The sequence below is a fragment of the Bacillus sp. LR_5 genome (assembly GCF_042709275.1).
This window is the reverse complement of the sequence record NZ_JAVAXX010000237.1, coordinates 1-10,044: the sequence shown is the minus strand read 5'-3', so window position 1 is coordinate 10,044 and position 10,044 is coordinate 1. Positions and strand designations below refer to the sequence as shown.

General features: G+C 45.5%; 11 protein-coding genes. 3 read left to right on the top strand and 8 right to left on the bottom strand.

Annotation, left to right across the window (positions count from 1 at the left end; genetic code table 11):
* Positions 1 to 71 precede the first annotated feature (71 nt).
* The 3 genes from alsS to RAC86_RS29495 all read left to right on the top strand — a co-directional run bounded on the left by alsS (position 72) and on the right by RAC86_RS29495 (position 3,239).
* Complete coding sequence (gene alsS / locus RAC86_RS29505) at positions 72 to 1,784, top strand: acetolactate synthase AlsS (protein ID WP_014478171.1); 1,713 nt, start codon at positions 72 to 74, stop codon at positions 1,782 to 1,784.
* Between the two features lie 61 nt (positions 1,785 to 1,845).
* The gene (budA, locus tag RAC86_RS29500; RefSeq protein WP_377886336.1) at positions 1,846 to 2,613 is read left to right on the top strand and encodes an acetolactate decarboxylase; all 768 of its coding nucleotides are present in this window, start codon (positions 1,846 to 1,848) and stop codon (positions 2,611 to 2,613) included.
* A gap of 98 nt (positions 2,614 to 2,711) precedes the next feature.
* Positions 2,712 to 3,239, top strand: a complete 528-nt coding sequence (locus RAC86_RS29495; protein ID WP_377886335.1) for an NAD(P)H-dependent oxidoreductase — start codon at positions 2,712 to 2,714, stop codon at positions 3,237 to 3,239.
* 39 nt (positions 3,240 to 3,278) lie between these two features.
* On the opposite strand, the gene RAC86_RS29490 is transcribed toward RAC86_RS29495, so the two are convergent.
* The 8 genes from RAC86_RS29490 to RAC86_RS29455 form a co-directional block, all read right to left on the bottom strand.
* Positions 3,279 to 3,575: a DUF3892 domain-containing protein gene (locus tag RAC86_RS29490; protein ID WP_003227867.1), complete on the bottom strand. Its 297-nt coding sequence runs from the start codon at positions 3,573 to 3,575 to the stop codon at positions 3,279 to 3,281.
* Positions 3,576 to 3,730: 155 nt separating this feature from the next.
* Positions 3,731 to 4,267, bottom strand: a complete 537-nt coding sequence (locus RAC86_RS29485; RefSeq protein WP_017696599.1) for an SH3 domain-containing protein — start codon at positions 4,265 to 4,267, stop codon at positions 3,731 to 3,733.
* 81 nt (positions 4,268 to 4,348) lie between these two features.
* On the bottom strand, positions 4,349 to 5,266 hold the full coding sequence (gene rbsB, locus RAC86_RS29480; RefSeq protein ID WP_032727000.1) for a ribose ABC transporter substrate-binding protein RbsB: 918 nt from the start codon (positions 5,264 to 5,266) through the stop codon (positions 4,349 to 4,351).
* A 12-nt stretch (positions 5,267 to 5,278) separates the two neighbouring features.
* Complete coding sequence (gene rbsC, locus RAC86_RS29475; protein WP_017696600.1) at positions 5,279 to 6,247, bottom strand: ribose ABC transporter permease RbsC; 969 nt, start codon at positions 6,245 to 6,247, stop codon at positions 5,279 to 5,281.
* 1 nt (position 6,248) lies between these two features.
* Positions 6,249 to 7,730, bottom strand: coding sequence for a ribose ABC transporter ATP-binding protein RbsA (rbsA, locus tag RAC86_RS29470; protein ID WP_014478164.1), 1,482 nt, complete (start codon positions 7,728 to 7,730; stop codon positions 6,249 to 6,251).
* A 15-nt stretch (positions 7,731 to 7,745) separates the two neighbouring features.
* Positions 7,746 to 8,141 carry a D-ribose pyranase gene (rbsD, locus tag RAC86_RS29465; protein WP_080529882.1) on the bottom strand — a complete coding sequence of 132 codons (396 nt, stop codon included), beginning with the start codon at positions 8,139 to 8,141 and terminating at the stop codon, positions 7,746 to 7,748.
* Positions 8,138 to 9,019 (bottom strand): ribokinase, encoded by an 882-nt coding sequence (gene rbsK, locus RAC86_RS29460; protein ID WP_377886333.1) that lies wholly within the window; start codon positions 9,017 to 9,019, stop codon positions 8,138 to 8,140. The genes rbsD and rbsK overlap by 4 nt, the downstream gene beginning before the upstream one ends.
* A gap of 1 nt (position 9,020) precedes the next feature.
* Complete coding sequence (locus tag RAC86_RS29455) at positions 9,021 to 10,001, bottom strand: LacI family DNA-binding transcriptional regulator (RefSeq protein WP_032722637.1); 981 nt, start codon at positions 9,999 to 10,001, stop codon at positions 9,021 to 9,023.
* Positions 10,002 to 10,044: the final 43 nt, after the last annotated feature.

Sequence of the window (10,044 nt, the reverse complement as noted above, 5' to 3'; positions counted from 1 at the left end):
AGTGTATATTGAAACGTATCAAAATATATTTAAAATTTTACGTTTAAAATGCATAATAAGGAGTGAGGGTGTTGACAAAAGCAACAAAAGAACAAAAATCCCTTGTAAAAAACAGAGGGGCGGAGCTTGTTGTTGATTGCTTAGTGGAGCAAGGTGTCACACATGTATTTGGCATTCCAGGTGCAAAAATTGATGCGGTATTTGACGCTTTACAAGATAAAGGACCTGAAATTATCGTTGCCCGGCACGAACAAAACGCAGCATTCATGGCCCAAGCAGTCGGCCGTTTAACTGGAAAACCGGGAGTCGTGTTAGTCACATCAGGACCGGGTGCCTCTAACTTGGCAACAGGTCTGCTGACAGCGAACACTGAAGGAGACCCTGTCGTTGCGCTTGCTGGAAACGTGATCCGTGCAGATCGTTTAAAACGGACACATCAATCTTTGGATAATGCGGCGCTATTCCAGCCGATTACAAAATACAGTGTAGAAGTTCAAGATGTAAAAAATATACCGGAAGCTGTTACAAATGCATTTAGGATAGCGTCAGCAGGGCAGGCTGGGGCCGCTTTTGTGAGCTTTCCGCAAGATGTTGTGAATGAAGTCACAAATACGAAAAACGTGCGTGCTGTTGCAGCGCCAAAACTCGGTCCTGCAGCAGATGATGCAATCAGTGCGGCCATAGCAAAAATCCAAACAGCAAAACTTCCTGTCGTTTTGGTCGGCATGAAAGGCGGAAGACCGGAAGCAATTAAAGCGGTTCGCAAGCTTTTGAAAAAGGTTCAGCTTCCATTTGTTGAAACATATCAAGCTGCCGGTACCCTTTCTAGAGATTTAGAGGATCAGTATTTTGGCCGTATCGGTTTGTTCCGCAACCAGCCTGGCGATTTACTGCTAGAGCAGGCAGATGTTGTTCTGACGATCGGCTATGACCCGATTGAATATGATCCGAAATTCTGGAATGTCAATGGAGACCGGACAATTATCCATTTAGACGAGATTATCGCTGACATTGATCATGCTTACCAGCCTGATCTTGAATTGATCGGTGACATTCCGTCCACGATCAATCATATCGAACACGATGCTGTGAAAGTAGAATTTGCAGAGCGTGAGCAGAAAATCCTTTCTGATTTAAAACAATATATGCATGAAGGTGAGCAGGTGCCTGCAGATTGGAAATCAGACAGAGCGCACCCTCTTGAAATCGTTAAAGAGTTGCGTAATGCAGTCGATGATCATGTTACAGTAACTTGCGATATCGGTTCGCACGCCATTTGGATGTCACGTTATTTCCGCAGCTACGAGCCGTTAACATTAATGATCAGTAACGGTATGCAAACACTCGGCGTTGCGCTTCCTTGGGCAATCGGCGCTTCATTGGTGAAACCGGGAGAAAAAGTGGTTTCTGTCTCTGGTGACGGCGGTTTCTTATTCTCAGCAATGGAATTAGAGACAGCGGTTCGACTAAAAGCACCAATTGTACACATTGTATGGAACGACAGCACATATGACATGGTTGCATTCCAGCAATTGAAAAAATATAACCGTACATCTGCGGTCGATTTCGGAAATATCGATATCGTAAAATATGCGGAAAGCTTCGGAGCAACTGGCTTGCGCGTAGAATCACCAGACCAGCTGGCAGATGTTCTGCGTCAAGGCATGAACGCTGAAGGTCCTGTCATCATCGATGTCCCGGTTGACTACAGTGATAACATTAATTTAGCAAGTGACAAGCTTCCGAAAGAATTCGGGGAACTCATGAAAACGAAAGCTCTCTAGCACTCTGCGCATCACGACACTGTTTTATGAACAGCACTAAATAAAAGGAGTGAAGGGAAATATGAAACGAGAAAGCAACATTCAAGTGCTCAGCCGCGGTCAAAAAGATCAGCCTGTGAGCCAGATTTATCAAGTATCAACAATGACTTCTCTATTAGACGGAGTATATGACGGAGATTTTGAACTGTCAGAGATTCCGAAATATGGAGACTTCGGTATCGGAACCTTTAACAAGCTTGACGGAGAGCTGATTGGGTTTGACGGCGAATTTTACCGTCTCCGTTCAGACGGAACTGCGACACCGGTCCAAAACGGGGATCGTTCTCCGTTCTGTTCATTTACGTTCTTTACACCGGACATGAGGCACAAAATTGATGCGAAAATGACACGCGAAGACTTTGAAAAAGAGATCAACAGCATGCTGCCAAGCAGAAACTTATTTTATGCAATTCGTATTGACGGATTGTTTAAAAAGGTGCAGACAAGAACGGTAGAACTTCAAGAAAAACCTTACGTGCCAATGGTTGAAGCGGTCAAAACACAGCCGATTTTCAACTTCGACAACGTGAGAGGAACAATCGTAGGTTTCTTGACACCAGCTTATGCAAACGGAATCGCCGTTTCAGGCTATCACCTGCACTTCATTGACGAAGGACGCAATTCAGGCGGACACGTTTTTGACTATGTGCTTGAGGATTGCACGGTTACGATTTCTCAAAAAATGAACATGAATCTCAGACTTCCGAACACAGCGGATTTCTTTAATGCGAATCTGGATAACCCTGATTTTGCGAAAGATATCGAAACAACTGAAGGAAGCCCTGAATAAAAGAAAAAAAGAAAGCCCCTTTTACAGGGCTTTCTTTTTATTTGGCTCTTTTCCTGATTTTAGATAAAATAACATCAAAACAGTAAAGGTGTGGTCTGATGAAAATATTGGTTTTGGCAGTTCATCCTCATATGGAGACCTCAGTTGTCAATAAGGCGTGGGCTGAGGAATTGAGTAAACACGACAATATCACAGTACGTGATCTTTATAAGGAATACCCGTATGAAGAAATAGATGTTGCGAAGGAACAGCAGCTGTGCGAGGAATACGATCGGATTGTCTTTCAATTCCCGCTATATTGGTACAGCTCTCCGCCGCTCTTGAAAAAATGGCAGGATCTTGTGCTGACTTACGGCTGGGCTTTTGGTTCAGAAGGAAATGCCTTGCATGGCAAGGAGCTGATGCTGGCTGTATCAACAGGGAGCGAAGCGGAAAAATATCAAGCGGGCGGAGCAAATCATTACTCGATCAGTGAGCTATTGAAACCATTTCAGGCCACGAGTAATCTGATCGGCATGAAGTATCTGCCTCCATATGTGTTCTATGGCGTGAATTATGCAGCTGCAGAGGATATTTCACACAGTGCAAAACGGTTAGCCGAATACATTCAGCAGCCTTTTGTTTAAAAGAAAGCCCTGTCGAACATACGGCAGGGCTGTATTTGTTTAAAAATCCGGCAGCTCAGACAGATTATTTTCCTTGATGCCGTCCGGTTCACTTCGCAAAATGTCACGCCCGTATTTATGGAAGACATCAACATGAGCGAGTTTTCCTGATTTTGCTTCTGACAGCGCAGTAGGATAGTCGAGCTCTCTTCCTGTATTGGTTTTCACTGCGATAATATTGTCTTCCTCATTTCTTCTAACCGCAATAATTTCTTCTTTTCCAGATGGAACATTTTCTTGATCGACAGTTGTTTGCCGGGCTTTATACGATTCATATGCTGCTTCAAATTGATCCATATTTACACCTCCGCTTTTTAGCGTGAACAAAAATGTCGATGATCATGTAAGGTTTCGACACAGCATACGACAATATTTCCTGAGAAATATCTTGGGAATGTGACAAATCAATTCATAATAAAAGGGATTCCGCATTTATGCGGAATCCCTCTCAGTTATTTTGTCATGTGTAAATCCTTTGTTTTCATATAACCTGTCGCACCGCCGTAATCAACGAATACCCAATCAAAATCAAAACCGCCTTTATTCGTTTTACTCCAGCCTAAAAAAGAAACGCTTGTGTCTGCTGGAAGAGTCTTAATGCTCTTTCCATCAGCGGATGTATATACTTTTGTTTTTGTTTTGGTTTTTACCGTTGTCGCTGCTTTAACAATGTAATGAGTGGATACAAATCCTATTTTTCCGTTTTTATACTGAACCTTTGCCCAGTCAGCATTTGAGAAGGAAATCAGCTTTAGGCTATCTCCTAAGTGCAGCGTATCGGCTTTTTGGCTTGATGCGGAAGCCTTCGTTCTGACATTTAGAGCCTCTGCTGATACCAAATAAGAATCAATCGGATAACTGTATAAATCATCAATGCTTACCGTTGTTTCTGGCTGTTGAGCATGGATCGTGCCAGCGCCGCCAGCAGCCGCCGCAGTCATTCCAGCCGCAAGTGCTAATGTTGAAAATAGTTTTGTTGGTTTGTTCATGCCGTTCCTCTCCTCACGTAAGAGAAATAATTCATTCTATATCTCTATTCACGTTATCGCAGGTTCCTAAACATCAGACAATTATTTTTGTGTTTCTAGTTTGAGAGGCGCGGATATTGTTTTTTGCACTTTTTTCCCGTGCAAAATATCATCTGCTGCTTCTGTAGCCAATTTACCGATTAATTCAGGCTGCTGAGCGACGGTGGCTGACAGCTTTCCGTTTTTAATGGAAGCGAGCGCATCTTTATTGCCGTCAAAACCGATCACCAATATGTCTTTCCCCGAGCTGTTAATTGCCTCGAGAGCACCGAGCGCCATTTCATCGTTGTGAGCAAAAACAGCTTGGATATCAGGATGTCCCTGCAGCAGGTTTTCCATGACAGTCAGGCCTTTCGTGCGGTCAAAGTCAGCTGATTGTTTTGTGACAACTTGGAGTTTTTGGTCTGCGATGTTATGGAATCCTGAGCCGCGTTCCCGTGTGGCAGATGCGCCGGGGACGCCTTCAAGCTCTGCCACCTTTGCTCCTTTTCCAAGTTTGTCGGCAATAAACGCCGCGGCCATTTCACCGCCTTTTACATTATCGGAAGCAACGAGGGTTTCAACTTTTCCTTGTTCGGCAGATCGATCGATTGTTACGACGGGCACACCGACTGCGTTTGCAGATTCTACTGCCGTTGAGATCGCCGAAGAATCAGTCGGGTTGATTAATAATGCATCAACACCTTGCTGAATTAAATCTTCCACGTCACTCGTCTGTTTCGATGAATCATTTTGTGCATCAACAATGATGACTTTCATTCCCCGTTTTTTAGCTTCTTTTTCGATACCCTTTTTTAATGAGACAAAAAAAGGATTATTAAGTGTTGAGACGGACAAGCCAATGGTGAATTCCTTTTTGTTCCCCGAGTTTGACGGCTTTGCCCATTGGGGAGGCTCAAGCGAACAGGCGGTTAACAAAAATAATGATAACGTTAAAATGACGGATACAGCCTTTTTCATGTGAAAACCCTCCTAAGCTGACTTCTTGCGGTCTAATAATACCGCAATTAAGATAACAATCCCTTTGACAACCAGCTGATAAAATGATGAAACGCCAAGCAGATTAAGCCCGTTATTAAGTGTGCCGATGATCAGGACCCCGATCAAAGTGCCGACAATGCGTCCGCGGCCGCCAGAAAGACTTGTCCCTCCTAAGACGACTGCCGCGATAGCATCAAGTTCGTACGATTCTCCCGCAGTCGGCTGGGCCGAATGCAGGCGGGAAGTCAATATGGCACCTCCAAGAGCGGATAAAAGCCCGGCTAAAGAATAGATCATCACTTTCACGCGCGTCACTTTGATGCCTGAAATGAGCGCGGCTTTTTCGTTGCCGCCGATAGCGTACGTTCGGCGTCCGAATGGTGTTTTATGAAGAAGCACCCAAAGGATGACAAAGGCAAGAACCATCGTAATTGCCGGTACAGGAATGCCTAAAAAGTAACCGCGTCCGAACATCTGAAAAGCGTAGTTTGTGCCAAGTCCGGTAATCGGATTTCCATCTGTATACACTAGCGTCAGTCCGCGAAACACAGTCATGGTCGCAAGCGTGGCGATAAAGGGCGCCATTTTTCCTTTAGTAATCAATAATCCGTTGATCATGCCTAGTACGGCACCAATGATACAGCCAAGGATGATCGCGAGAACCGGATCGACACCGGACACAATCATCCCCGCAACTAAAGCACTGGACAGGGCAAGAATAGCGCCGACAGAAAGATCAATGCCGCCTGTCAAAATGACAAAGGTCATCCCGAACGCGATTAATCCGTTAATGGCGACCTGGCGAAGCAGGTTTAAAATATTCAGCGGTTCAAGAAAGCTGGGATTTAAAATAGATACAATGATAACGAGAATAAATAAACCAAGAAACGGGCCGAGTTTTTGCATGACTCCGTCGAAGTGAATCCGTTTTTGTTCTGTTTGCAGTTGTTCCGTTTTCATATTACCGCCCTCCCGTGGCAAGTGTCATAATTCGTTCTTGTGTTGCTTCTCGCGCATGGATTTCGCCGCTGATTCTGCCTTCATGAACAACGATAATCCGATCGCTCATTCCCAGAATTTCAGGAAGCTCTGATGACACCATGATGATAGCGACGCCGCGTTCGGTCAGCTCATTCATCAGCGTATAAATCTCTCGTTTGGCGCCAACATCCACACCTCTGGTTGGCTCATCCAAGATAAGCACTTTCGGTCCGATGCCGATCCACTTGGCTATCACCACTTTTTGCTGGTTTCCTCCTGATAAATGGCGTGCGTGCGTTTCCGGTGATGCTGTTTTGATAGTGAGGCGTTTGATTAACAGATCGACAAATTCAGCCTCCCGCTTATGATCAATGAGACCCTTTGGTGAGAAGCTGGACAGATTGGGCAGGGCAATATTTTCGCGGATCGAGGTGTCGAGCAGGAGCCCTTCATCCTTGCGATTCTCTGTAATAAAGCCGAGACCTTTTTTCACGGCTTCCTGCGGGTTCTTAATAGCCGTTTTTTTCCCAGCGATCCATATCTCACCCGTGTCCAGCCTGTCAACGCCGAACAGCGCTCTCATCATTTCTGTCCGGCCGGCTCCCATTAATCCTGAAACACCGACGATCTCACCGGAACGAACATAAAAGCTGACATCCTCAAAACTCCCTTTTACGGAGGCATTTTTCACCTCGAATACTTTGTCACCGAGAGAAGGAGTGCGTTTTGGATATCGTTCAGTCAGCTCCCGTCCGACCATTTTTTTGACGACTTCATCAAAATCAGTTTCTGAGATGTTTGTTGTATCTACCGTTTTTCCATCACGCATGATGGTAATTCTGTCGCAAATCGCAAAAATTTCTTCCATGCGATGCGAAATATAGACAATGGAGACGCCGTTCTTTTTTAACGCTGTAATGACCTCAAAGAGCTTGCTAATTTCACGTTCAGTCAACGCTGCCGTCGGTTCATCCATAATGATGACCTCGGCATTTGTCATAAGCGCTTTTGCGATTTCGATCATTTGCTGCTGTCCGACGGAACATTCGCCGGCTTCTTGATCAAGAGAAAGAGAGACGGAGAGTTTGTCAAATTGCTCTTTTGCTAGCGCTTTCATTTTTCTTGTTTGTAAGACGCCCAGCTTGGAGGATATCTCTTTACCGATAAATAGATTCTCAAGAACGGTCATTTCCGGCCAGATATTCAATTCCTGATGGATAAAGGCTATTCCATGCTGTTCCGCTTCTTTCGGATTGGAAAAATACGTTTCGTTTCCGTTTATGCTGATTTGACCTTTATCTGCTTTGTGCAGGCCTGTCAAAATGTTCATAAGCGTGGACTTGCCGGCGCCGTTTTCTCCCATTAATGCGTGAACCTCGCCAGGCATGAGCTGAAAGGAAACGCCTGACAGCACCTGATTTTTTCCGAATGCTTTATGAATGTCTTTCATTTCAATCTGCATGTTTCATCCTCCTTTCTAGAAAAGTACACCTGCCTGCAGGATGCAGTTGGCATATGGTGTGAATTCTCCTGTTCTTATGACTGCCTTTGCGTCTTTTGTCAGCAGCTTAAACTCCTCGTGAGAAAGGTATTCAATCTCTTGTTCAGAGAAAAGATTTTCTAGAAATTTCGCATTCTCCTGATTGGATGCTTTTATTTCAGCTGCAGCAATGACTTTTTCGATGACCATCTCATCAGCGAGCACTGCCGCTGTATCTTGGAAAGCCGGAAGACCCGGCTTCAGTGAAAGATCAATTTTCAAAACGCCGTCAGGAACCGGCAGTCCGGCATCCGCGATGACAATTTTATCAGTGTGGCCAAGGTCGGCTAAAATCTTGGCAAGATGGCTGTTCAGTATACCGTGTTTTTTCATGACAGCAGCTCCTCTACTTTATTTCTTGTCGGCATTCCGCCTTGGGCACCGAAGGAGCAGACAGAAAGGGAAGCGGCACGATTGGCAAACCGCAATGCGACTTCAATGTCTTTTCCCTCAGCCAGGGCCACGGCAAATGCTGCGTTAAACGTATCACCGGCTCCGGTTGTATCAACGGGCTCTACAGGGAAGGACGGGATGAGCACCTCTTTGCTGCCAGCCGAATAGCGGACGCCTTGTTTTCCTTCCGTAATAAAGAGCTTTGCCGGATAAAGCGCAAGAGCTTCAGAAATGGTAAGCTCAGGGAATAAAATTGAAGCCTCGTGTTCATTCGGCGTCAGATAGGTAGCGTGATCAATTGTTTCCTGCTTGAGCGGGCGGGCCGGTGCTGGGTTTAGTATGATCGGGATATCATGAGAATGGCAGTATTTGCACACCTCATCAACCGTTTCTTCTGGGATTTCCTGCTGAATCAGCACCATATCGACCTTTTCAATCTGTTCGAGCGCGTTTAACGCATACGCTGGGGTGATGTCATCGTTCGCGCCTTTGACAACGACAATGCTGTTGTCGCCTTCAGCAAGCACAATATGAGCGGTTCCGCTTTCCGTATGTGTAACCGGTTCCATATAGTCAGTGCGAACGCCGTTAGCTTTGAGATTATTCAAAATAGCTGTTCCATAATGATCGTCTCCAACCTTGCCGACCATAAACACTTGCGCCCCAAGCCTGGCTGCGGCAACGGCCTGATTTGCTCCTTTGCCGCCCGGCACAGTCTGAAATGACGTGCCAAGAATCGTTTCACCGGCTTTTGGGCGTTTGTCCGAGGTGACCACTAAATCCATAGAACAGCTACCAATCACACAAATATTACGCATCTTAATCTTCCTTTCTTGTCGTCTTTCTTCCTATATAGGTGACAGGCATTTGAATTGCCGTTTCTGCCAGCGGCTGTTTTTTGATGATACCCAAAAGCAGTTTGGCAGCTTCTTTCCCCATATCATATGCGGGCTGTTTAATTGTAGAAAGTGGCGGGAACAGAAGTCCGCTTTGTGGAATGTCATCATAGCCGATAATTTGAATGTCCTCCGGCACATTTTTTCCGCGCCGCAATGCTTCATGTAAAACGGCAGCGGCTTGAATATCATTACTCGCGATCACACCATCTGTCGCTGGATAAGCGGCAAACAGCTCCTTCGCCATTGATTGTGCATCTTTAATTGAAAATGAAGCCGTCTCAATGACCTGAAAATCAACTTCAGCCTGCTTTAAGATTTCCAAAGCGCCGTTAAAGCGGTCTTGAGCGGTCGGCAGGTGAGCGGGTCCTCTCAAGAGCGTAATGCGCTGGCTTTTTCCGTGAATGATAGCCTGGGCGGCTAACTTTCCTCCTGTATAGCCGTCACTGGACACAGAAGGAGCCCCTTCCAGTGTTCTGTCCAGAAAAACAACTGGATAATTCATGCCGCTGTATTCCTCGAGATCCGGGTAATTTGTTGCGGCAATAATGCCTGCGACATGATTTTGCTTAAAGGTTTGAAGGTATTCAAGTTCTTTTTTCAATTCCTCGTCACTGTTGCCGAAAATAAGACGATAGCCTTCCCGGTTCAATTCATCCTCCGCACCGCGGGCAAGCTGGGGGAAGAAAGGGTTTGTGATATCCGGGAGCAAAAGTCCGATCAGTCGGGATTCTCTTTTATATAGAGATCTGGCGACTTCATTCGGGTAATAGTTCAGCTTCGCCATCGCCGCTATGACACGCGTTCGCGTTTCTTCGTGTACATAGCCATTATCATTCAGGACGCGAGAAACCGTCGCAACTGAAACGCCCGCCGCTCCGGCGACATCTTTAATTGTAGCCAAAACAGCTCCTCCTTGTTTATGTAACCGTTTACATCTATAGATT